The organism is Ferrimicrobium sp. (assembly GCF_027364955.1).
Lineage (GTDB): Bacteria > Actinomycetota > Acidimicrobiia > Acidimicrobiales > Acidimicrobiaceae > Ferrimicrobium.
On the sequence record NZ_DAHXOI010000001.1, the window covers coordinates 122,924 to 144,691 of the forward strand.

Consider the following 21,768-nt stretch of genomic DNA (forward strand, 5'->3'; position numbering starts at 1 on the left):
TACGGACAACCATGGCGGGCATGGTGTCTACTATGCTCGATCGAAAGTACGAGGAGGTAAGGATGATTGCGACACGAATGCGTCAGCGCAAGACGGCAGCGGTCGATGCCCCTGGAGCCCCGAGTCGTCCAAAGGTGGTCGTCGTTGGTGCGGGTTTTGCTGGTCTGGCGGCGGTGGAGGAACTCTCGAAGCTGTCTGCCGACGTTACCTTGGTTGATCGTCATAATTTCGCCACTTTTCAGCCATTGCTCTACCAGGTGGCGACGGCTGGACTCAACCCCGGCGACGTTGCCTTTCCTATACGGACGGTGATCCGGAGTATGGCCCGGACCAAGTTCCAACAGGGTGAGTTGGCATCGGTGGATGCTGAGCGCAAGTTCATCGTGCTCGAGGACGGGCGTACCATCGACTACGACTACCTCATCCTCGCGCTGGGTGCGACCGCAAACTACTTCGGCATTGAGGGTGCTCGTGAGTATTCGCATGCGATCTATACACTCGACGAGGCGCTTGACGTGAGAAACCATCTCTTTCATCAGTTTGAGCAAGCCGTTGCTCATGGGGTCCGTGATGGTGCGCTCACCTTTGTGGTAGTCGGTGGTGGTGCGACGGGGGTTGAGCTTGCGGGTGCCATCGCTGAACTCGCCCATAAGGCCCTCTATACCGACTATACCAGCCTGAATCCCGATGATGTGAAGGTGATTCTCATCGAGCAACAGTCCCGTCTCTTGGAGGCTTTTAATGAGGGACTCTCGGAGTACGCGCGACGGGAGTTGCGCACCCGTGGCGTCACCGTACTGCTCAAGGAGGCGGTACAGGCGGTGGAGCCGGGGGTGATCCTGTTGCACAGTGGCCGTGAGATCCAGAATGGTCTCGTTCTTTGGGCGGCCGGCGTGGCAGTGCCGTCGGTAATCGGGCGGCTGGGCCTACCCACCGGTCGAAGTGGGCGCCTCATGGTCGGAGGCGACCTACGTGTGCTCGGCTCGGAGTCGATCTTTGCTATCGGGGACGTTGCGCTCGCCTCTGATCCCACTGGGAACCCCTTGCCCCAGCTCGCCCAGCCAGCTATTCAAGGAGGGCGCCATGCCGCTCGCCAAATCGGTGTCTTAGTCAAGGGGGAGGCGACCTATCCCTTCCGCTATCGTGACAAGGGGACGATGGCGACGATTGGCCGGCGCGCCGCCGTTGCGGAGGTGGGTCGTGGCATACGCCTGAGTGGGACCACGGCCTGGTTGGCTTGGCTCGGCCTCCATGTGGTCACCCTTTTAGGCTCGCGGAACAAGGCTTCAGTGATGATCAACTGGACGTGGCACTACCTCTCGTGGGGCAAGGGTCCACGAGTTATTCTTGGAGGTTGAGCTCCATCTCGGTAAAAGCGACCATGCGCCGTAACGCTTGGTAGTTGTGGGCGACCCCCTTGAAGCGGTCTTGGCGGATACGGATCTGCTCTGAGGTGGCACCCCCGAGGTAACCGAAGTGTTCGAGGACTACTTTGAGATCTGCCAGAACAGGCGCGCGTCCCAGTCCTCCTGCAATCGCCATAGCGATGGCGACTACGCCGGCCTGGATATCGGAGCGCTGTTCTGTGGGTAGGGTTTGGAGCTGGTCCGCAAGGTGTCCGTAGAGCGTGAGTGCGTAGCCTTGATCCGGGCCCGGGCGCCCGTTCAGCTGCCCCTGGGCAAGCTTGCGGCCAGTGAGCTCTGCGGGTCGATCGAGCGCCAACTCGACTGGGTTGACGGGTTCGGCCCAGAACAACGGTGCGCGTTCACCCTTACTAATCTCGACCATGTCTGGCTGACTCATGGTGCATTCCCTTCAGTTGTGATGGTTTTCACGAGTGCGAGGACGAAGCCTTCAGTCAGTGCCGAAAACGACGCCTCGATGATGTTGGTGGAGACTCCCGTGGTCGTCCACTGGGTCTCAGTGTCGGAGAAGTCGATGAGGACCCGGACAACGGCATCGGTGCCGCTTGAGGTGTCCAGCACGCGCACCTTGTAGTCATCAAGCCCCATGGTGGCGAGAGAGGGGTAGGTGGTCTGTAGCGCCTGTCGGAGCGCCTGATCGAGTGCATGGACGGGTCCATTCCCCTCAGCGGTAGCGATGATTCGTTGGCCGTGTACCTGCACCTTCACCGTCGCTTCGGTAAGCAGATCAGGTCCGTGATAGCCGTCGGTCGTCACCCGGTAGGACTCCACATGAAAATAGGGCTGTGTCCAGCCGAGAGCATGGCGCATCAACAGTTCCAGTGAACCATCTGCGACTTCAAAGTGATATCCCTGATGTTCGAGATCCTTCAGGCGCTGCAACAGTGAGGTGGTCGCGTCGTCGGTGAGCTCGAGTCCGAGTTCCCCCGCTTTGATCAGGAGGGTTTGACGGCCTGCCATCTCTGACACGACAAAGCGACTATGGTTGCCGACGAGCTCAGGATTGATGTGTTCATAGGCATCGCTGCGCCTTGCGATGGCGCTGACATGGAGGCCGGCTTTGTGCGTGAAGGCAGATGCGCCCACATAGGGAGATTGTGGAGCGAGTGGGAGATTGGTGATCTCTGCAATGTGACGGGCGGTTGAGGTGAGGAGTTCAAGATTGTGGGGTGGGATGGTGATGATCTCCTGTTTGAGTGAGAGTGCCGCAATGATAGGGACAAGGTTGGCATTACCCGTCCTCTCTCCGTAGCCGTTGATGCACCCCTGTACCTGGCTGGCTCCGAGATCGACGGCTATGAGTGAGTTTGCTATGGCACAGCCCGAGTCGTTGTGAAAATGGACTCCGATGGGAAGCCCCGCCCGCTCGTTGACACTGCTCATGATCGTGGGAACCTCTGATGGCAGGGTTCCGCCATTGGTGTCGCAGAGCACCAGTGTGGTTGCTCCGGCCTCCTCGGCAGCAGTAAGTACCGAGAGTGCGAAGGTTGGATTGTCCTTGAAGCCGTCAAAGAAGTGCTCAGCGTCGAGCAGCACGTGGCAACCGTGGCTGGTCAAGAAGGCGACCGAATCTCGCACCATGGCAAGCGCCTCTTCGAGAGAGGTGCGAAGCGCGTGCACGACATGGTAATCCCAGGCCTTGGCGACGATGCAGACGTGAGTGACGCCACTATCTACCAGAGCCTGGAGATTCGGGTCACTATTGACATCCCCATTTGCGCGGCGGGTTGAGCCAAAGGCTACCAGCTGGGCAGTATGGAGGTTCAGCTCATCGGATGCTCGGGCAAAAAACGCCGCATCCTTCGGATTAGCTCCCGGCCAACCTCCCTCGATGAACTGTACCCCAAGAATGTCGAGCTGGCGGGCAACGCGCAGCTTGTCCTCAACGGTGAGGGCGATACCCTCCTGTTGGGACCCATCTCGTAGGGTCGTATCGTAGATAGCAACGTGACGCAGAACGTTAACCCTTCACGTACTCAAGCCAGTGATCGTAGGCAGGTTCGTTGCCAGTGACGATCTGGAAGTATCGACGCTGGAGTTCCTTGGAGATCTTGCCAGGCTCGCCTGTTCCGATCAAGCGATCGTCGACCGAACTTACCGGCACTACCTCGGCGGCGGTGCCAGTAATGAACATCTCATCAGCAAGATAGAGGTCGGTTCGGAGGAGCTGGGCTTCGCGTGTCTCGATACCCATATCCTTGGCGACCTGGGTGATGGTCTTACGGGTGATGCCTGAAAGCGCTCCCGAGGCGTCAGATGGGGTGAAGAGCGTGCCATCCTTAACGATGAAGATGTTTTCGCCTGTGCATTCACTAACATTACCCTGGCCAGAGAGCATGATGGCCTCATCGTAGCCTGCTTTGATGGCCTCTGCTTTGGCGAGCGCCGAGTTGATGTATCCACCGGTCGTCTTGGCGGCTGGCGGGATAATGTTGGGGTCATGACGCTTGAAGGAAGAGATCTTCGCTCGAATGCCTTTGGCGAGGCCCTCATCGCCGAGGTAAGCACCCCACGGCCAGGTAGCGATCGCGACATCAGTCGTACCGGTCAGTGGGTTTAAGCCCATCTCACCGTAGCCGAGATAGGCGATGGGACGGATGTAGCACGATGCGTATTCGTTGTCTCCGACAAGTCGCTTGGTGGCTTCCACGAGCTCGGCGGGTGCGTAAGGGATCTCCATCATCAGAATCTTGGCCGACTCATAGAAGCGGTTGATATGGTCGGTGAGTCGAAAGATCGCTGAGCCTCGTGGAGTCTCATAGGCGCGGATACCTTCGAAGACTCCATAACCATAGTGGAGTGCATGTGTGAGAACATGAACCTTGGCATCCTCAAAAGGAACCTGTTCGCCATTCATCCAGACGTATTTCATTGCTTGTATTGGCATTAGTGCGCTACCCTTTCTCCGTAGAAATCACCTATTTCGGCGGTCGTTGCACCCGAAGGGGGCAAAACCGTCAGTGCGTGTTCGATTTTTGTGGCGATTGCTGTCTCTCCAAGGAAGGCGAGCATCATCGCTGCCGACCTGATGGCGGCGTAGGGGTTTGCCTGACCCGTCCCGACGCGGTCGTGTGCTGCACCGTGCACCGGTTCAAAGAGCGAGGGGCCTGTGCGTGCGGGGTTGATATTCGCCGAGGCCGCATAACCAATACCTTGGGAGACCGCTGCGGCTAAGTCGGTCAGTATGTCGCCAAAGAGGTTGTCGGTGACCACCACGTCGTAACGTTCTGGCGCCTCGACAAGATAGATGCAAGCAGCATCAACGTGGTTATAGCTGGTCGTTACGGCCGGATATTCCGCCGCGACCTCAAGAAAGGTTCGATACCACAAATCCCCGGAGTACGTGAGGACGTTCGTCTTATGTACGAGCGTGAGCAACTTGCGCTCTCTTGTTTGGGCGAGATCAAAGGCAAAGCGAATCGCTCGCTCGACACCGTTGCGGGTGTTTACTGAGCCCTGGGTGGCCACTTCGTAGGCGGTTCCCTTGCGCAGGAGCCCGCCTTCGCCAGTGTAGGCACCCTCGGTATTCTCACGAATAACCACCATATCAACGGGTTTGTGGGTGATGGTAACGCTCGGATCGAGGGTAAGGAAGGGGCGTTGGTTGATGTAGAGATCGAGAGCGAAGCGGAGACGCAACAGCAGACCTCGCTCGAGGATGCCCGAGGGGACCGTGGTTGAACCGATCGCAGGGCCGATAGCTCCGAGCAGGATGGCATCAAAGCTCATGAGCTCCGCTAGCGTCTCGTCGCGCAGCACCTCACCGGTGTGCTCGTAGTGAGCCGCGCCGAGTTCAAATTCCTGGGTCTCCAAGACTGCACCAGCCGACCGGGCGACCTTCAAGGCTTCTCGGGTCACCTCTGGTCCAATGCCGTCTCCGCCGACCACGGCAATACGATACTTCACCTATTCCACCCTTGTCACTATGGCTTAATACAACTATGGCTCAATAAATCTGTGTACTCGACTATTGTAGGCCGTTTTCGCAAAAATCCGAAACTGGTGGGCGATTGCGCTTGGTGATATGTCGAGTACCGCGTTGCTAGGGGCGTTCTCGCATCTGTTGCTTGCTAGTTCGGGGTTGGAACTCGTCGGAGGTGCCGAAGGAAGGACCATTTTGATGGGCAAGTGCTATGGTGGGTGAGACGCTAGAGTGTCTGTCATGACGGATACTACGATCTCCCAAGCTACCTATGACGCACTGGTCGCTGAGCTCCATGAACTCACCACCACAGGCAGAATCGAGATCGCCAAGGCTATCGAGTCTGCCCGTGCACTCGGCGATCTCAGCGAAAACGGTGATTACCACGCGGCCAAGGATGCTCAGGGAAAGATGGAGGCACGAGTACGCCAGCTTCAGTCGTTGCTCGAAAATGCCGTCGTCGTCACCGACGAGGGGGCGGACGTCGACAGTGTGCGTCCTGGACTGGTGGTGGCCCTGCGGTATGAGGAAGACGATGAGGTGAGTGAGTACTTCCTCGGTTCGATTGAGGAACGACTCGCCGGAGTAGAGGTCGTATCGCCGACATCACCTCTTGGTCAGGCACTGATAGGTGCAGCCGCTGGTGATTTAGTGGAGTACCAGGCGCCAGGTGGACGGCTCAAGGTCGAGGTAGTAGCGATTCGCCGGGCGTAGTTCGACCGCGCTGGTCAACGCAAGCGTTAAACGGGTGCGCGGCTACCTGCCATAGGGTTGCGTGTGGGCGCTGTTGGTGGGTGGCCTGCATTGTCGTGGGTGATGGAGGTGGTTCGAGTGAACCATGGAAAGGGGGAGTGACCAGTGGTCAACGGAAAGACGCTCGCCGAGAAGGTGTGGGAGTCTCACCTAGTGGATCGAGGAGGACCGGGAGAGGCAGACCTGATCTATATCGATTTACATCTTGTCCATGAGGTGACCTCTCCGCAGGCCTTCGATGGGTTGCGGCTGGCGAATCGCCGAGTTCGTCGTCCAGACCTCACCGTCGCAACGGCCGATCATAACGTTCCTACCGAGCATATCGACCGCCCAATTGCCGACCCGATCAGCGCAAAACAGCTGGAAGTATTGGCGCGCAACTGTGATGAGTATGGGATCAGGTACTATCCCATGGGCTCACAGGGCCAGGGAATCGTACATGTGATTGGTCCGGAGCAGGGACTCACCCAGCCGGGTTTGACGATCGTCTGCGGTGACTCGCATACCGCAACCCATGGAGCGTTTGGCGCTCTTGCTTTTGGAATTGGTACCTCCGAGGTAGAGCATGTTTTGGCCACGCAGACGCTGGCCCAGGTCCGACCAAAGACGATGGCGGTGACAGTTGATGGCGCACTCCCAGAGGGGACCTTCGCCAAAGACCTCATTCTGGCCATCATCGGGCAGATCGGGACGGGTGGAGGTATTGGCCATGTGATTGAGTATCGCGGTGAGGCCATTACCAATCTGTCGATGGAGGCTCGTATGACGGTCTGCAATATGAGCATCGAAGCTGGCGCTCGTGCGGGCATGATTGCGCCCGATGCCACGACCTTTGCGTATCTTACGGGTCGCGAATTTGCTCCTCAAGGTGAACTCTTTGGACAGGCGACGGCGGCTTGGAATGAGCTCGCAAGTGATCCAGATGCGGCATTTGATACAGAGGTCCGGATCCAAGCTTCCACGCTGAGGCCGCAGGTCAGTTGGGGGACGAATCCCTCGCAGGTTGTCGATATCGATGGCACGATCCCCGATCCGGATCAGTTTGCACTCGCGCCGCAACGTGAGGCTGCTCATCGTGCTTTACGCTATATGGATCTCCGCCCAGGGACAGCGATCCGCGCTATCGGAGTCGATGTCGTGTTCATCGGATCATGCACCAATTCGCGCATTGAAGACCTTCGGATCGCCGCTGCGGTCCTTGAGGGTCGACATGTCAACCCTTCTGTACGCACCCTGGTGGTGCCTGGTTCACGTCGTGTGATGCAGCAAGCCGAAGCCGAGGGTCTGGATCGGATTTTTCGTGCTGCGGGAGCGGAGTGGAGGGAGCCTGGTTGCTCCATGTGTTTGGGCATGAACCCGGATCAGCTTAAGCCTGGTCAACGGGCGGCCTCAACTTCGAATCGTAACTTTGAGGGGCGACAGGGTCGGGGAGGGCGTACCCATCTGGTCTCGCCAGCGATCGCAGCCGCAACGGCGCTGCGCGGTACCTTTAGTTCGCCAAGCGATCTGGACTAGTCACAACAACGATCGAGAAAGAGGGAGAGGGAATGGAGCCTGTAACTGAACTACGCGGACACGCGGTACCGTTAGCGATATCAGATGTCGACACCGATCAGATCATTCCGAGTGAGTGGCTCAAGCGTGTCGAACGTACAGGTTTTGGTGAAGGATTGTTCTCTGAATGGCGCCAAGACCCTGAGTTCGTTCTGAACAAGCAACAGTTTGCGGGATCGACGATCTTGATCGCACGAGAGAACTTCGGGGTTGGTTCCTCACGCGAGCACGCGGTATGGGCGTTAATGGACTACGGTTTCCGGGTCGTGATATCGCCACGGTTTGGCGATATTTTTCGTAACAACTCGTTGAAAGTCGGCCTGCTGCCGGTGGAGTTGAGCCAGCAAGAGGTGCAAGCATTGCTTGAGTTGGTTGTCAAAGAACCTGCTACGGAGATCCTGGTGGACTTAGAGAGCCAGCGCGTGAGCGTACCAGGTGCCTCGCTTGAGTTCGGATTCGCGATCGACCCAACTGCGAAGGCGCGGTTACTCGCTGGTCTCGATGAGATCGGGATCAGCTTGACCAAAGAGGCTAAAATTCGTGACTACGAAAATGACCGTCCGCCGTGGATGCCAAGTCTCTCGATCAGCTGAGCGATGCATCGGCATCCTGGGGGGGTGAGCACTAGCCTTCCCTAGAGATAGACCGAGTTAGGGGTCCAGGGGTTTAAAGTCGGCGGCGCTAGCGTCGGCCCACAATGAAGTCGATGCACTGGGTGAGGGCTTCGACGTCATCAGGGTTGATCGAGGGAAAGAGCGCGATGCGTAGTTGGTTGCGGCCAAGCTTACGATACGGCTCGGTGTCGACGATACCATTAGCACGGAGTGTGGCCGCGACCGCTGTCGCATCCACACTATCGTCAAAGTCGATCGTTCCAATCACCGGTGACCGGAGTGCGGGGTCACTGACGAAAGGCTGTGCATACGCCGCACTGTCGGCCCACTGATACAGGATGGCGGCTGAGTCTGCCGAACGTTTGGCAGCATACGAGAGCCCGCCGTGCGATAGCAACCACTCGAGCTGAGCGTTGATGAGGTAGAGGGTTGCGATTGCTGGCGTGTTGTAGGTTTGGTTCTCTCGCGAGTTGTCGATAGCAACTGACAGGTCGAGCATGGTGGGGATGTAGCGGCCAAGGGCGACAGTCTCGACGGCGCGCGATATCGCTTGGGGTGAGAGCAGTGCGATCCAGAGTCCGCCCTCAGAGGCGAAGGCTTTCTGAGGCGAGAAGTAGTAGGCATCAAAGACGGAAGGGTCTACCGGGACCGCTCCCGCTGCTGAGGTGGCATCGACGAGGACTAAGGCATCCGGCGACTGTGGCCGCTGGAGAGGGGCGAGAACGCCTGTTGAGGTTTCGTTGTGCGTGAGGGCGTAGGTGTCGATTCCCTCGACCTCCTCAAGCGTGGGGCACGATCCGTACTCGGCCTTCACCTCCTTGACCGAGTTGATGAAGGGCGCCTGCCGCGCTGCGGCGGCGAATTTTGATGAGAACTCCCCGAAGACGAGATGTTCACTCGAGGACCTGATCAGGGAATGGACGGCCATGTCCCAGAAGAGGGTGGCTCCACCGTTCCCGAGGACAACCTCGTAACCGTCGGGGAGCTTGAACAGTTCGGACATCCTTTCACGGATGACGCGGACCAGATCTTTGACCGCTGGTCGGCGATGAGAGGTGCCAAGAAGCGTATCCTGGGTCTCTGCCAGACCATCGAGGAAGAAGGTGGGGATCTTCGATGGGCCGGAACCAAATCGGCCGTCGGAGGGCAGTATCTCCGAGGGTAGGGTGATGGATGAATTCGCACTCATAGTCGCTCCAATTCGAAAGGTGAAACCCAATGTCTCCTCGCCGTATCGCAACACGAATCGAACAGCTCAACGAATCTGCGACGCTCGCGATCGATGCGACGGCAAAGTCGATGCTAGCCCGTGGAGTCGACCTCGTGAGCTTTGCGGCGGGAGAACCTGACTTTGCAACACCATTTTTTATTGTTGAGGCCGCTGTTGAGGCTGCGCGTGATCCACGCAATCACCACTACACACCCGCTGCTGGGCTTGCCGAACTTCGTGAGGTCATTGCCAAGCGCACCGAGCAATTGAGCGGACTCTTTGTGGATCCGAACCAAGTGGTCGTCACCAATGGAGGCAAGCATGCGGTCTATTCGGCGATGATGACGTTACTGGACGACGGTGACGAGGTGCTTATCCCGTCTCCCTATTGGGTGACCTATCCTGAGGTAGTACGGCTTGCTGGTGGAGTCCCCGTCGCGGTCCCGACCGATCTCTCCACTGCTTTTAAGGTCACGCCTGCGTTGCTTGAGCGCTACTGCACACCGCGCACCAAGATGTTGATTCACGTCTCCCCGTCGAATCCTACCGGTGCGGTCTACTCCGACGAAGAGAGCGCTGCGCTGGCTGACTTTGCCGATCGTCGTGGTCTCTATATCGTTAGCGATGAGATCTATCAGCAGCTGACCTATGGGATGGAGAGTGCTCCGGCCATTGGAAGCTTTGCGAGCCAAGAGCTCACGCAACGTTTGATCCTAGTCAACGGAGTCGCGAAGACTTTTGCCATGACCGGATGGCGCGTCGGGTGGGTGATTGCACCGGTTGATATCGCCAAAGGGGTCGTCAAGCTCCAGTCACAGCTATGTTCCAACGTCTCCAACGTCTCGCAGCGGGCGGCGGTGGCGGCGCTCGGTGCTGACGCGGACGCGACAGGCTACATGCGCGAGGCGTTTGCCCGTCGACGGGAGAGCATCGTTAGCCTTCTCGCCGCTATCGACGGAATCGATGTGATGTGGCCACAGGGTGCCTTCTATGTCTTCCCTTCGGTGCAGGGTGTGCTTGAGCGGCAGTTCGAGGGATCGCCGATTGGATCAAGCTATCGCTTTGCGGAGTTGTTGCTTGAACACGCCAAGGTTGCGGTCATTCCGGGCGAGGCGTTCGACGCTCCTGGTTATCTGCGCCTTTCCTACGCATTGTCTGATGAAGGTATTGTCGACGGGATCGGTCGGATTGCCGACTTCGTTACTAGACTTTGAGGGAACGTGCACTTTTTGCTGCTGACCAGCTTGTGGGCTAGGTAGCTGAAGGGTAGCGGTTGGCCGCTGGTAGCAGTGGCGCAGGCAACGGTGCCTAGGTGAAGGTATCAAAACACGATATCGTAATATGATGTCGTAATACAGTGGGGAGTAGATGTGGCTACCATCTTAGTGAGCGAGGTTATTGCAGATCGCGGGCTTGATATCCTTCGGGGGGCGGGGCACGAGGTTCGCGTCGCGCTCGATCTCTCGCCTGAGCAACTCCTTGAGGCGGTACGAGACGTGCACGCGATCATCATTCGGTCGGCCACCAAGGTGACGGCTGAAGTCGTCGCGAACGCACCGCATCTGATTGTGGTGGGGCGGGCTGGCATCGGTCTGGACAACGTTGATGTGGAGGCTGCTACTCAGGCTGGCGTGATGGTGGTGAATGCACCTCAATCCAACATTATCTCTGCAGCTGAACACACCATGGCATTATTGCTGGCGCTTTCAAGGCAGATCCCACAAGCACATGCCAGCTTGGCCTCTGGCACTTGGGCCCGGTCCAAGTTCGAAGGTGTCGAACTCTATGGAAAAACGCTTGGCATCGTTGGTCTTGGACGGATTGGCGCACTTGTGGCCCAGCGAGCGCTGGCTTTTGGCATGACACTTATCGCCTATGACCCTTATATATCCCAGGAACGAGCCAAAAAAATGGGCGTTGAGCTGACCTCGCTTGTGGATCTTGTGCAACGGGCTGATTTTGTCACGATCCATCTACCCAAATCCAAGGAGACGAAAGGGCTTATTGGCAAGGAATTGCTCGCGCATGCGAAGCCAGGCATACGCTTTGTGAACGCCGCTAGGGGTGGAATCATCGATGAAGATGCGCTCTATGCTGCTCTCGTAGAGGGAACGGTTGCCGGGGCCGCTTTGGACGTTTTTGCAACAGAGCCGCCCACGGGATCGCCTTTGCTCGGTCTCGACACGGTGGTGGCCACTCCCCACCTCGGTGCAAGTACCGAGGAGGCCCAGAATAAAGCAGGCATCACCATCGCCGAGCAGGTGCAGCTAGCGCTGGCCAATGAGTTTGTTCCGTTTGCGGTGAATGTGAATGCAGCCGAGGCATCGGCACAGGTGCGTCCATATTTGGGTTTGGTGGAGTTCCTCGGCCAGTTCATCTCATCGTTGACTGGTGGCCTACCCGGATCGCTTGAGATTGAGTATCAAGGCGAGCTCGCCCACGAGGACACCCGACTCTTGACGCTGTCGATCCTCAAAGGGATCTTTTCGGTTGGTCTGAACGAGCCCGTCTCCTACGTGAACGCGCCTCAGCTCGCCTCAGAACGAGGGCTGGAGATTCGTGAGACGACGGTTGCCAATAGCCTGAACTTCCGCAACCTGGTCATCTTGCGCACACCGGAACATCTGGTTGGCGGAACACTCGCTGGGGCCAGTGGCGCTGAGCCAAGGATCGTGCTTGTCGATGGTCACTGGGTCGAGGTACCACCCTCAGTCTCGATGTTGGCAGTCCGTAATTTTGACCAGCCAGGCATGATTGGTGTCGTAGGCAAAGTGCTTGGCGATGGTGGGTACTCTATCGACTCGATGGCGGTCTCCCCGAGGGTAGATGATGGAACTGCGTTGATGTTGCTCAGTGTTTCACGTCCAGTGGATCCGGAGATTATTCAGCTGCTAGAGGCCAATGCGGGGATCATTTATGCGAAGTCGGTCGGATCTGCGTTAGAGGTCGATTAGGTTCTAGCGGATATGGGTACGTTGGCAAGTAAGCGACTTCTTCTTATTTAGGGCGATCACCGTCGGTGATCGCCCTAGACCCTCTTGATCGTTGATCAGAGGGTCTTTTTATTTCCCGGCAAAGAAAGCTGAGTCAACACTCTGTGGCCGTGCGTGGATAGGGAACGATGGCGATGACCGGTTGGAGAAGAGTCATACAAATGTGAGTCGTGAGCGTTGTCGTTGAATTTGGAGGAAAAATGGACGAACAGGTTATTATTTTCGACACCACCCTTCGAGATGGCGAGCAGTCTCCGGGTATCTCCCTGGATGTGTTGGAGAAGTTAGAGATCGCCGAACAGCTGGCACGTTTGAACGTGGACTACATCGAGGCGGGCTTTCCTGTTGCTTCGCAAGGCGACTTCGAGGCGGTGCAGGCGATTGCTCGTCGAGTCGAAGGGCCAGTTATCGCCGCCCTATCGCGGACGCAACTGCGTGACGTGGACCGTTGTTGGGAGGCCTTGCGCGATGCAGAACGAGCTCGGATCCATATCTTTATCTCGACCTCTCCATCGCATCTTACCCACATGCTTAAGATGACGAACGAGATGGTTCTCGAAGAGGTGAGGGCATCGGTGGCGCATGCGCGTAACTTTACCGATGATGTCGAGTTTTCCCCACAGGATGCTACTCGTACGCCACTGGAGTTCCTCTATGAGGTCATCCAGGTAGCGGTCGACCATGGAGCTGGGACGATCAATATTCCGGACACGGTGGGGTACGGTATCCCTGCCGAGTTTGGCCGAATGGTTGAGGAGGTCCGGCGCAATGTCCAGGGAACGTATGTGATCTCAAGTCATTGCCATAACGATCTTGGGTTGGCGACGGCGAACTCACTTGCTGCGGTAGCCGGCGGGGCGCGGCAAGTGGAGTGTTGCATCAACGGTATCGGCGAACGCGCTGGTAATGCGGCGCTAGAAGAGGTGGTCATGGCCTTACGTGTGCGCTCTGATCTGTTCGAAGGCCTTGGAACTCAGATTCGTACGGAGGAGTTGGCCAAGGCCTCACGTCTCGTGTCGCGGCTGACTGGCTATCCAGTGCAGTACAACAAATCAGTCGTCGGGCGTAATGCATTTGCGCATGAGTCAGGCATTCACCAGCACGGCGTGCTCGCTGATCGCAGCACCTATGAGGTGATCGACGCCAGTGCGGTCGGGCAGCAAGGATCTCAGATCGTCCTAGGCAAACATTCTGGGCGTCATGCGTTCACTTCAACCCTGCACGATATGGGATTTGATCTGTCGGGAGATGCACTCAACGCTGCATTTGAACGCTTCAAAGACATGGCAGATCGCAAGAGTGAGATCACCGAGGCCGATCTCGAGGCGATCGTTACCGATGAACTCGGAGTTGTGATAGCAGACCGGTTCGAGCTCATCAGTCTGTCGGTTGCCTCCATTTCGGGTGAGGCCGCGAAGGCGAGCGTGGTCGTCAAAATCGATGGCGAAGCGGTGATGGCCGATGCTGTTGGGAATGGAATGGTTGACGCGATTGGTAAGGCGCTGTCGGAGGCGACTGGCGTGAGTGCCAAGCTGACCGGTTTTACCGTCACCTCGGTAACCGGCGGGGTAGACGCTCTTGGTGATGTCGTCGTTACCTTGCGGACTCCAGATGCTGAAGTCACCGGTAGAGGCATCTCGACGGACATTGTGGAGGCATCGGCTCGGGCGTATCTCAATGGCCTGAATCGGTTGCTGCGGGCGAGAGAAAAGGCATCGAATAACGAGACCCCCTAGCGTTGTTGTGACCCTAGTGTTGCTGTGACCCTAGTGTTGCTGCGACCCTCACATTCTGGAGGTGAGCTCCCTGTTGCGTGGCGGGTTGCAATGTCACGAGGGCAAAAAGGTGTTTTAGAGAGAGACAGGGGGCTGAAACAAGGAGTCAACGTCTTGGGGATGAGTGGTGGCCAGACTCGCGAAGCCTGGCGTCGATAACATGACGCTTCGACGCGATTGGTGCGCTACGGGAAGCTCTTTGCGTCAGTGAGGAGGTGTGTGGTGCAGGCGATCTGGGCGCCCTGTCGCTCGGGCAACCCACAACGATGTTTCCTGCGCTACGTGGTCACGAGGTGAGCTGAGCTAACTTGCTAGTAATCGATAACCGGTAATCCTGATTATCTTGCCATGTGGAAAGCGGGCCGTTTGCGAAACTTACCTGAACTGGGAGAATGCCGTGTCAAGTAGAGCAGCTATCCTCTGTGAACTATGCGACTATCCTTTTGTAACGCTGGCTCCAAAACAGCGCTGATCTGGGGATTCCAATCATTAGATCGTAAGAGGACTCTAAACTCTTGGAAACTTGCGCCTGAACGTAGGCGATCGAGTTCCTTCAGAGCGAACCGGTTGTCCGGTCGTTGAGCACGTAGGATCGACCAGGTGCAACAATCTCTCCACTCCCCCGATTGGACAACGGAACCTGACACGACGCATCTGGCGCGTCAATGTACCCCGACCACGGTAGTAATATCGAGTACAAACATCGGTGGCCTAGGGCTATGAGTAGTTGCACTTTCAGTGATCAGGTGGTGGGATCAGTTCTCTGCGAAACCACTGGGTGAGTCAAGCCTCGTTACGCTCAAAGCAGGCCATGGTTCCAGCCGAGAGATCGGCGGTGGCTGTTGCCTCGAGAACCTCTGGGAGGCTGGCATCCTTGTCGGGATGCCATGCGACCCAACGATCATTTGTTTGTGACCCTGGATCACAGAAGAAGGCATAGGCACCAAGATCACGTGCGCGATACTCGCCAAGGAGCCACAATGATGAGAGCCGTTGCTCGGTACCAGGGATCAGTGGTGGTTCGGGCAATTCATCAGCGATGTCTCGGCCGTGAGGCTCCTCGTCGCTGTCGTGAAGATGCAGTGGCTGGGGTCCCGACATGGATGGAGCCGGTGCTCCCAAGCGGAGCCAGGTCAGCTGATTCACCTTTTGCTGGTAGGTTGGCCAGCCGTCAAAGACCAGACTCAGAATGAGGTCTGGGGGCTCTTCGAGGTAGAGCTTGAGAACACGGCTCTGCACACCTTCAGGGAAGTATTTGTTCGCCCCACCAGGACTTCGATAGCTGCTCTGCGACCAGAGATCAGCTTGCATCGCGGCATCACCCCAGAAGGGGAATCCGAACTCGTCTTCGGAAGTGACTCCCGCTGACTGGAGTCTCTCTCGCAGAGTACGAAGATGGGAGACAGTGGTGTAAGCAATGAAGGCAAGGCACCAAGTACGCGGTGTGTGGCCAGTCGATCCTGCATTGACAAACACATGCGTCGTATCCGCTGGGTTGAGGGGAACAGGATTGTCAAGCATGAACGTCGAGAAGAAGCCGACGTCATAGATAGCGAAGCTACGGGTGAAGCCCCCGAAGAGCGCATGTTTTAAAGTACAAGCGATGTCCTCGTAGTAGCCCTCGTTCCCCTGGTAGAGCACCTCTGCGGTGTTGACCTTGCCGCACCGATAGGTGCATGGCTCCCTGGGATCGATAAGATCGGAGGGTGGTGTTCCGCTCCAGGGCATCGAGGGCTCCTCTCTACATGCTCGTATTGACCCAACTGGGACAATCAGGACAATAGTACGGGGTTGGATCCTCCGGATAGTTAGGACCAGCGCAATAGGCCGTAATCACGCCGACTGGACCGGTACCCATCATTGAATAGCTGCCAACCGCATCATCGGTCGACGTCACGATGCGCACCTGGAGATTCTCATCGCCGTCGGAGTTGTAATGATAGTCTCTGAGAACACCAGGATCGTTCGGATCTTCTGACCCAGTGCCAATCCCATCCAGAACGGGCTGCAAATCCAGCTTATGATACTTGAAGAACTTTTCCCAGCCGAACTGCAGACCAGGGTAGTCCGTATTATTGTACGCACCTACGCGGACGACGATAACTTCCCCAAGGGCCTGACTGTAGTTTGACGCACGGCAGTACCAGTACGGATCACCCTCGGAACCCTCATCAATTCCAGCACACCCGAGATCATTGTAGTAAGAAGGAACAATCCTGGGGATCGTAACCCTAACCGCATTCGTTGGTGCGGTACCGGTGGCGGTAGGTGGAGTTGGACTCCAAAACCCTGCTGCAGGATTCACATTCTCCGTCTTGGTCTGGACCGTAGGCGGCTGATTTAACGTTGAACTGGCCGTCAGGGATGATCCGCCTCCAAGACCCACCATGGCGACGCTTGCCGCTATTGTCGCCCACCCCGAACCATGTTCCGTACCTTCATCACTACCCCCTTCTGGTAATCATCGCTACTGGAGTTATCGTCTGGTGCAATTGAAAACCTAACACATCGTGGCGACGATTGTACGGGATTTTGAGATATTCCCGAAAGATTATCATCTAGCTGGAGGTTTGGCGGAATCCATGGAAGCCAGACGAAATGAACCGGAGCACGAGGGGCCTTCAAGATCTAGCTCGAATCCTCGCAGCAGATCTGCTCACCGCAGCGAGCTGGTGGTGCTACCACGGTCGTGGTAATTAAAGACAGCCAACGGAGAGCTATTGTTTGCTATGCACTTCTCACTGTACCGCGGCGCTTCATTCCGATCATGAACGCTCCTCCACTTACGGCGATAACGACAACCCCCGCTGCGAACCAAAGACGATCGGACGATCCATTGCTGTTACCCCTAGACCCAGGGGGAAGCACAATAGATAAACCGTCAGCACTCGTTAGGTATGCAGTGTCGGTATTCGGATCAACCGCGATTCCAGCTCCGTCGGAAGGTACAATAGTGCGGGTCACTCTATCGGTGGATCCATTGATCGCGACCACTGAATGAGTACCGTCGACATACACGGTGTCAGTGGTTGGATCAACCGCGATTCCAGTTCCATCAGAAGAAGGAAGGATAGTACGCGCCATCTTATCTGTGGATCCGTTGATCGTAAAAAGTGCACTGGGAACCGTCTTTACAGGAGAGGAGCCACCATAGTTTGTCACGTAATGGGTGGTGGGGTGATAGCTGGTCACATACACGGTGTCAGTGGTTGGATCAACCGCGATTCCACCGCCAAAGAAGTTCCCGTGGATAGTACGCACCACCTTATCGGTGGATCCATTGATCGCAACCACTGAATGAGTACCGTCGACATACACAGTGTCAGTAGTCGGATCAACCGCCACGACTATTGGATTAGTATCCAAAGGAATGCTACTGGTAACTCTGCCTGTGGTGAGGCTGATATCAGATATGGTTTTCTTCAGGGTATTTGCTGTATACATCGTATCGGTAGTCGGATCAATTGCGAGACTCATCGGGGTGGAGTCCACTGCAATGGTACGAGTGACTGAAGACGTGGCGGACCAGGAGACGCCTGGTGCGGTGGCACCGACGACCACGCAACTCGATGCAATGACACCTAACGTACGAAGAAGCGTACTCCAATTGACAGATCTAATCAATAACCTCTGCATAGAACCCTTCTATCCTCTCTATCCTCGCCTCTTCACACCCATCTAGAGACACGACCGCCGGTCGCCACCGAGCGCCAGGCTAACCAGCAAAAACGCTGTAACTCACACTACCGGTAGCGGTATAGTAGATGATGACACCGGGTTCAGTGTGTAGCGCCTGAACAAAATAATCTACCTCATTTCCAATGGCCGGAGCAATATCGGTGATACAATTATTGTCGATCTCACTACCTTGACTGAGGTCATTACAGAGAGCGGTTCCTATTGCCGGTGCGTAACCTTGCATTACTTCATACACTAAATTGACGTAGCTGGGCGAAAAAGACATCGAACCTTCGCCGCCACCGCCTCCGCCTCCGACAGTCTCCCCAGGTTGCGCCTGTACCACTGGAGACTCGTTCGCTGTCAACCCGATCCCAGTTCCAAGGCTAGCGAGTCCAAGACTCAGGGCTACGACTGCCCCCCCCCGAACCATGTTCCGTACCTTCATCATTACCCCCTTCTGGTAATCATCGCTACTGGAGTTATCGTCTGATGCAATTCAAAACCTAACACATCATGGCGACGATTGCACGGCATTTTGAGATATTCCCAAAAGTTTGTCATTGAGCTGGAGGTTTGGCAGAGTGGTTCTGGGAATGCCAGTTAAAGACAGGAAGTGGTATTCGGATGGGCAGATGATTTGGTCCTAGTAAGGGTTCTAGACTGTTGGCTTGTGGCCCAGGATCTCAACATTGCCGAGCGATCCGAGGCACTCTTTGGAAGCGCTGATCTGATTGAGGCGGGCGTGGTGATCAAGGAGTGGCCACTACGTCAAAGAGATATTGGCCAAAGCGTGTCGTCCTCACTTGGCGTCAGCTTTTGGCCAAGCCAGTCTCTTCGCCCATTGAGAACGAGAAGGCCGAGAGGATCTGTGTTCGGCTATGGGGAGGACTAGACCGTGTTCCCAATTGGGTCGATGAGCACAGTGAGATGAGCCCGGCTGATAGGTCGCTTGAGATCCTCGCTGATCATGTTCGTCACCATTTGATCTGGGAGCTTGAGTTGAGGGAGCGAAAGCGGAAATGGATGGCTGAAGGTGAGCAGTCATAGCCATCAGCAGTCTCTGAAGCCTCGTTCTGGCCGGTCGATCAGGTCCCGCTGATTCAGCGAATGGTCCGTGCGTCGTCGCGTACAATCGTCACCTCTGGTGGATCCTCAATCCCGATCTTTACCGAACCGGCTTTCGTCTCCACGAGGTGATAAGAACACCCTCTCCGATTTTGACTTGTTCTCCGTCCTTGCGGGTAAGTACCAGCATCCATGCCTCCCTCTCTTGGATTCACGATAGCACTCCGAATGAGGGGTGGCAAGGCAGTGCTGGGCGCAGTTGCTCCGAGGTTTCGCTAGCAGGAAGATTCCAAGGTCATTGATGCTATATCGACTTTGCTGACCAAAGGCACCCCGAGCCAGGTTTGGATCCGAGAAGTCCGACGCAGTGTCTGAGCCACCCCCCATACTGATACTTCCCCGGCGAGTTGGCTTGTTCTCGATTGTCGCCGGAAGGCTAACCAGAGACAAAGGGTCACGCTGATGGATGTGATGCGCCCAAAGAAGAACCCAAGAACAATCCAGGGTTATTCAATACGCCCGTTAAGGGCAGAGTCGTCCAGTCGTTCAGTCATCCTTTGAAGGTACCGGGCTTCCAAAGATTTGGTGAAGGCCACTGTCATTTGCACCAAGACGAACTCAATCACCTTTGAGGTGACCGCTGGGGCCAAGTATGCCCAGAAGCTTATCTACGGCAGTCGCGAGTCGCGCAAACTCTATGCATCTGCCCGCAACACCATCGAGGGCTTCAACGGGTATGTGAAAGGCTCAGATCATGGAGCACTCGGTGATCCAGGGCGGAGGCGGGCAGCAGGATTGACCAATCAGTTCCTGTTTACCACCCTCATCTTGGCGGCCTCAAACATTCGAAAGATCATGAGTTTCATAAGAACGAAGGTCGATGCAACACTTCGGAGCCGCAAGCCACGACGGCGCGATTGCCGGAGTGATGTGATCGCTATCAAGGAAACTCCGCCTAGCACGTAGTTCCTCTTCTCCGTAAGTCTCGGCAATGACAAGTCCCTCATCGATCACGCGCTCGGTGAGAGACGTTCTTGTTTTTAGGCCAGAGTTTCACTCCAACTCATCGCAATGGTGGAAACTCGGCCTTCAGGGAGCAGACTTTTCCCGCGAGGGGGCACTTTTGGCGGTTTCGCAAACATGGATGGGACAGTTTCGCAAACCGCCCAAAGCTCGGGGGGGAGGACTCGAACCCCCAATGGCAGAGCCAGAATCTGCAGTGTTGCCAATTACACCACCCCCGAAGGTTCCTCTGATCCTAGCAGTTGTTACCCAGCTCACCGTCCAGTCTGGGTCGGTTCATCGGAGAGAACGGACTCTTCTTTCTCATTTCTAGGGGTGTGAATTCGCTGCAGTCTGAGCAAGCGCATTGATTCTGGCAACACATTCGTTCTGTCCAAGAATCGCCATGGAGCTAAAGAGAGGAGGGCCAACAGGAGCACCGGTTACGGCGAGACGGATGGGTGCCTGCAGCTTACGAAGATTGGTGCCAAGGCTGTCGGCACAGGCTCGTAGACAGGTCTCGATTTCGCCTGCAGTGAAGTCTTTTAGATCCAGTAGTGTCGCGCTGGCCTGGGTGAGGTAACTGAGGTCGTCGGCGCGTAGCTTCCCAACGAGCTCTACGTAATCTGGGGCAAAAGTGAAGAGAAACCCAATCATCTTGGGCAGCTCGGAGAGCGTACCGATTCGCGTCTGGACTTCAGGTGCGATACGGGCAAAGCGTTCTTCTCCATCTGGATGCATGGTGATGAGCGCTGCAACAAATGGACGGGCAACTGTTGCGAAGGATGCCATGGGGAGGGAGGCAAGGTAGGACTTGTTGAAGTGTAGCAAGCGTTGTTCGTCAAAGAAGGCGGGTGAATGGCCTACACGGTCGAGTGAAAAGGCTTGAACGAGTTCCGCCAGGGTAAAGAACTCACGATCATCCCCTGGATTCCAGCCGAGCAGTGCGAGGTAGTTGATCATCGGCTCAGGCAGGTAGCCGAGCTGTCGGTAGTCTTCGACCGCTACGCGATCGCGACGTTTCGAGAGTTTGCGACGTTGCTCGTTGACGAGAACGGGAAGATGGCCGAATTGAGGGATAGGGGCGCCTAAGGCCTGGTGAATGAGGACTGCCTTGGGTGTGGTGGGCAGGTGTTCTTCCGCGCGTAAAACTGTCGTAATGGCGAAGTCAATATCATCGATGACGTTCGCCAAGACATAGAGTGGAGCAAGTGAGGACTTCAAGATAATGAAGTCCTCGATGGATCCTCTCGGGAAAGTGACCTCACCACGAATCAGATCGGAGACGATCACCTCGGCGTCGGGAACGCGAAAGCGCAGTGCTCTGCCGGGACCCTGCTCGAGCCCGCGATCGCGACAGAAGCCGTCGTAACCAGGCGGCGTTCCGGGCGCTTTCCGAGCTTCAACTGCATCACGTGTGCAGTCGCACCAGTATGCGTGACCGCTCTTTAGGAGGTCGAAGGCGACTGATTGGTAGTGTTCGATCCTGCTCGATTGACGAATTGGACCTTCGTCCCAGTCAAGGCTAAGCCACTGGATGGCGCGATAGATCCCGTCAACCCATTCCTCGCGGTTTCGTTCAGTATCAGTGTCGTCAATCCTCAGTAGTAGCGATCCATGTGTTTGGCGCGCGACGAGCCAGTTGTAGAGAATTGTTCGAGCACTTCCAACATGGAAGAAGCCGGTCGGCGATGGAGCGAACCGAACCTTCTCTGGGCGGGACGGATGCAACAGCTCCTCCTTTGGGCTTTGGGTCAGACGATCATCCTAGCCTC

The 21,768-nt window shown here is 56.4% G+C and carries 18 protein-coding genes and 1 tRNA gene; 8 read left to right on the forward strand and 11 right to left on the reverse strand.

Going from position 1 to position 21,768, the window contains the following annotated elements; all coding sequences use genetic code 11:
* Window positions 1–62: 62 nt before the first annotated feature.
* Complete coding sequence (locus tag M7Q83_RS00590; RefSeq protein ID WP_298334301.1) at window positions 63–1,358, forward strand: NAD(P)/FAD-dependent oxidoreductase; 1,296 nt, start codon at window positions 63–65, stop codon at window positions 1,356–1,358.
* Here M7Q83_RS00590 and M7Q83_RS00595 read toward each other — a convergent pair.
* The 4 genes from M7Q83_RS00595 to M7Q83_RS00610 are packed head-to-tail and all read right to left on the reverse strand — an operon-like array spanning window position 1,342 to window position 5,330.
* Window positions 1,342–1,803, reverse strand: a complete 462-nt coding sequence (locus M7Q83_RS00595) for a hypothetical protein (protein WP_298334303.1) — start codon at window positions 1,801–1,803, stop codon at window positions 1,342–1,344. The genes M7Q83_RS00590 and M7Q83_RS00595 overlap by 17 nt on opposite strands.
* On the reverse strand, window positions 1,800–3,380 hold the full coding sequence (gene cimA, locus M7Q83_RS00600) for a citramalate synthase (RefSeq protein ID WP_366526348.1): 1,581 nt from the start codon (window positions 3,378–3,380) through the stop codon (window positions 1,800–1,802). Before cimA ends, M7Q83_RS00595 begins: the two co-directional genes overlap by 4 nt.
* 4 nt (window positions 3,381–3,384) lie before the next feature.
* Entirely contained in the window at window positions 3,385–4,311 is a 927-nt protein-coding gene (locus M7Q83_RS00605) for a branched-chain amino acid transaminase (RefSeq protein ID WP_298334305.1), read from the reverse strand.
* Window positions 4,311–5,330 carry a 3-isopropylmalate dehydrogenase gene (locus tag M7Q83_RS00610; protein ID WP_298334307.1) on the reverse strand — a complete coding sequence of 340 codons (1,020 nt, stop codon included), beginning with the start codon at window positions 5,328–5,330 and terminating at the stop codon, window positions 4,311–4,313. Before M7Q83_RS00610 ends, M7Q83_RS00605 begins: the two co-directional genes overlap by 1 nt.
* A gap of 256 nt (window positions 5,331–5,586) precedes the next feature.
* Between M7Q83_RS00610 and greA the strand changes: the two genes are divergently transcribed.
* The 3 genes from greA (at window position 5,587) to leuD (ending at window position 8,246) form a co-directional block, all read left to right on the forward strand.
* Complete coding sequence (gene greA / locus M7Q83_RS00615; protein ID WP_298334309.1) at window positions 5,587–6,060, forward strand: transcription elongation factor GreA; 474 nt, start codon at window positions 5,587–5,589, stop codon at window positions 6,058–6,060.
* Between the two features lie 144 nt (window positions 6,061–6,204).
* Window positions 6,205–7,614 carry a 3-isopropylmalate dehydratase large subunit gene (leuC, locus tag M7Q83_RS00620; RefSeq protein WP_298334310.1) on the forward strand — a complete coding sequence of 470 codons (1,410 nt, stop codon included), beginning with the start codon at window positions 6,205–6,207 and terminating at the stop codon, window positions 7,612–7,614.
* Window positions 7,615–7,646: 32 nt separating this feature from the next.
* Window positions 7,647–8,246, forward strand: a complete 600-nt coding sequence (gene leuD / locus M7Q83_RS00625) for a 3-isopropylmalate dehydratase small subunit (protein WP_298334312.1) — start codon at window positions 7,647–7,649, stop codon at window positions 8,244–8,246.
* Between the two features lie 88 nt (window positions 8,247–8,334).
* Here the strand turns inward: leuD and serC are convergent, their stop codons facing one another.
* On the reverse strand, window positions 8,335–9,456 hold the full coding sequence (serC, locus tag M7Q83_RS00630) for a phosphoserine transaminase (protein WP_298334314.1): 1,122 nt from the start codon (window positions 9,454–9,456) through the stop codon (window positions 8,335–8,337).
* A gap of 29 nt (window positions 9,457–9,485) precedes the next feature.
* Here serC and M7Q83_RS00635 point away from each other — a divergent pair, with 29 nt between their 5' ends.
* The 3 genes from M7Q83_RS00635 to M7Q83_RS00645 all read left to right on the forward strand — a co-directional run bounded on the left by M7Q83_RS00635 (window position 9,486) and on the right by M7Q83_RS00645 (window position 14,206).
* Window positions 9,486–10,691, forward strand: coding sequence for a pyridoxal phosphate-dependent aminotransferase (locus M7Q83_RS00635; RefSeq protein ID WP_298334317.1), 1,206 nt, complete (start codon window positions 9,486–9,488; stop codon window positions 10,689–10,691).
* A 156-nt stretch (window positions 10,692–10,847) separates the two neighbouring features.
* Window positions 10,848–12,431 (forward strand): phosphoglycerate dehydrogenase, encoded by a 1,584-nt coding sequence (gene serA / locus M7Q83_RS00640; protein ID WP_298334319.1) that lies wholly within the window; start codon window positions 10,848–10,850, stop codon window positions 12,429–12,431.
* 239 nt (window positions 12,432–12,670) lie between these two features.
* Complete coding sequence (locus tag M7Q83_RS00645; protein WP_298334321.1) at window positions 12,671–14,206, forward strand: 2-isopropylmalate synthase; 1,536 nt, start codon at window positions 12,671–12,673, stop codon at window positions 14,204–14,206.
* A gap of 822 nt (window positions 14,207–15,028) precedes the next feature.
* Here the strand turns inward: M7Q83_RS00645 and M7Q83_RS00650 are convergent.
* The 4 genes from M7Q83_RS00650 to M7Q83_RS00665 all read right to left on the reverse strand — a co-directional run bounded on the left by M7Q83_RS00650 (window position 15,029) and on the right by M7Q83_RS00665 (window position 18,371).
* Window positions 15,029–15,973, reverse strand: a complete 945-nt coding sequence (locus M7Q83_RS00650) for a hypothetical protein (RefSeq protein WP_298334322.1) — start codon at window positions 15,971–15,973, stop codon at window positions 15,029–15,031.
* Window positions 15,974–15,986: 13 nt separating this feature from the next.
* Window positions 15,987–16,634, reverse strand: a complete 648-nt coding sequence (locus tag M7Q83_RS00655) for a hypothetical protein (RefSeq protein WP_298334323.1) — start codon at window positions 16,632–16,634, stop codon at window positions 15,987–15,989.
* Window positions 16,635–16,972: 338 nt separating this feature from the next.
* The gene (locus M7Q83_RS00660; protein ID WP_298334325.1) at window positions 16,973–17,611 is read right to left on the reverse strand and encodes a hypothetical protein; all 639 of its coding nucleotides are present in this window, start codon (window positions 17,609–17,611) and stop codon (window positions 16,973–16,975) included.
* Between the two features lie 349 nt (window positions 17,612–17,960).
* Window positions 17,961–18,371, reverse strand: coding sequence for a hypothetical protein (locus tag M7Q83_RS00665; RefSeq protein WP_298334326.1), 411 nt, complete (start codon window positions 18,369–18,371; stop codon window positions 17,961–17,963).
* Window positions 18,372–19,576: 1,205 nt separating this feature from the next.
* Between M7Q83_RS00665 and M7Q83_RS00670 the strand changes: the two genes are divergently transcribed.
* A complete protein-coding gene (locus M7Q83_RS00670) occupies window positions 19,577–19,957 on the forward strand; it encodes a hypothetical protein (protein ID WP_298334328.1) in 381 nt (126 codons plus the stop codon).
* Between the two features lie 206 nt (window positions 19,958–20,163).
* Here the strand turns inward: M7Q83_RS00670 and M7Q83_RS00675 are convergent.
* Window positions 20,164–20,235: transfer RNA gene (locus M7Q83_RS00675), tRNA-Gln, on the reverse strand.
* Between the two features lie 88 nt (window positions 20,236–20,323).
* Entirely contained in the window at window positions 20,324–21,724 is a 1,401-nt protein-coding gene (gene gltX, locus M7Q83_RS00680; protein ID WP_298334330.1) for a glutamate--tRNA ligase, read from the reverse strand.
* Between the last annotated feature and the right edge of the window lie 44 nt (window positions 21,725–21,768).

Bases quoted from the DNA above. Each gene is read 5' to 3' on its own strand.
- M7Q83_RS00590 (WP_298334301.1), top strand. From the start codon at position 63: ATGATTGCGACACGAATGCGTCAGCGCAAGACGGCAGCGGTCGATGCC.
- M7Q83_RS00595 (WP_298334303.1), bottom strand. From the start codon at position 1,803: ATGAGTCAGCCAGACATGGTCGAGATTAGTAAGGGTGAACGCGCACCG.
- M7Q83_RS00605 (WP_298334305.1), bottom strand. From the start codon at position 4,311: ATGCCAATACAAGCAATGAAATACGTCTGGATGAATGGCGAACAGGTT.
- greA (WP_298334309.1), top strand. From the start codon at position 5,587: ATGACGGATACTACGATCTCCCAAGCTACCTATGACGCACTGGTCGCT.
- leuD (WP_298334312.1), top strand. From the start codon at position 7,647: ATGGAGCCTGTAACTGAACTACGCGGACACGCGGTACCGTTAGCGATA.
- serC (WP_298334314.1), bottom strand. From the start codon at position 9,456: ATGAGTGCGAATTCATCCATCACCCTACCCTCGGAGATACTGCCCTCC.
- M7Q83_RS00635 (WP_298334317.1), top strand. From the start codon at position 9,486: ATGTCTCCTCGCCGTATCGCAACACGAATCGAACAGCTCAACGAATCT.
- M7Q83_RS00645 (WP_298334321.1), top strand. From the start codon at position 12,671: ATGGACGAACAGGTTATTATTTTCGACACCACCCTTCGAGATGGCGAG.
- M7Q83_RS00650 (WP_298334322.1), bottom strand. From the start codon at position 15,973: ATGCCCTGGAGCGGAACACCACCCTCCGATCTTATCGATCCCAGGGAG.
- M7Q83_RS00655 (WP_298334323.1), bottom strand. From the start codon at position 16,634: ATGGTGGGTCTTGGAGGCGGATCATCCCTGACGGCCAGTTCAACGTTA.
- M7Q83_RS00665 (WP_298334326.1), bottom strand. From the start codon at position 18,371: ATGAAGGTACGGAACATGGTTCGGGGGGGGGCAGTCGTAGCCCTGAGT.